Genomic DNA, 394 nt, shown 5'->3' with positions numbered 1-394 from the left:
GTCCCTTATTCGGTGGGATAATGGCAGATTTCATGGGCTTTCGCATGATTTTTTACGTGACGGGTGGAGCTATTTTAATAGCAGCCCTTGGTGTATTATTTTTTGTGAAAGAGAATTTTGTGAAAAAAGAAGAAAAGGTGAAAACAAATACGGTTCAAGACTTTAAAAAAATCATATCAACTTCTCCGATTCTATCTCTCTTTGTGGTCTTTTTTATTGTCCAATGTGCATTAATTGGTATTAATCCACTTTTATCTATCTTTGTTCAGGAGCTTACTACTTCTCAAAATGTTGCATTTTATGCTGGTTTAGCAATGTCTGTCATGGGATTTGCCAATATGTCAGCTAGTCCTTTTTTGGGACGACTTAGCGATAAAAAAGGACACCACTTTGT

1 protein-coding gene is annotated in these 394 nt (G+C 35.8%); it reads left to right on the top strand.

The annotated features are described in order from the left end of the window. Positions 1–20 precede the first annotated feature (20 nt). A partial coding sequence (locus AOA62_RS29660) for an MFS transporter (RefSeq protein ID WP_256592502.1) occupies positions 21–394 on the top strand: 374 nt, incomplete at its 3' end.

It is taken from the genome of Pseudomonas sp. 2995-3 (assembly GCF_002742565.1).
Lineage (GTDB): Bacteria > Pseudomonadota > Gammaproteobacteria > Pseudomonadales > Pseudomonadaceae > Aquipseudomonas > Aquipseudomonas edaphica.
This window is presented reverse-complemented; position numbering and strand designations above follow the sequence as displayed.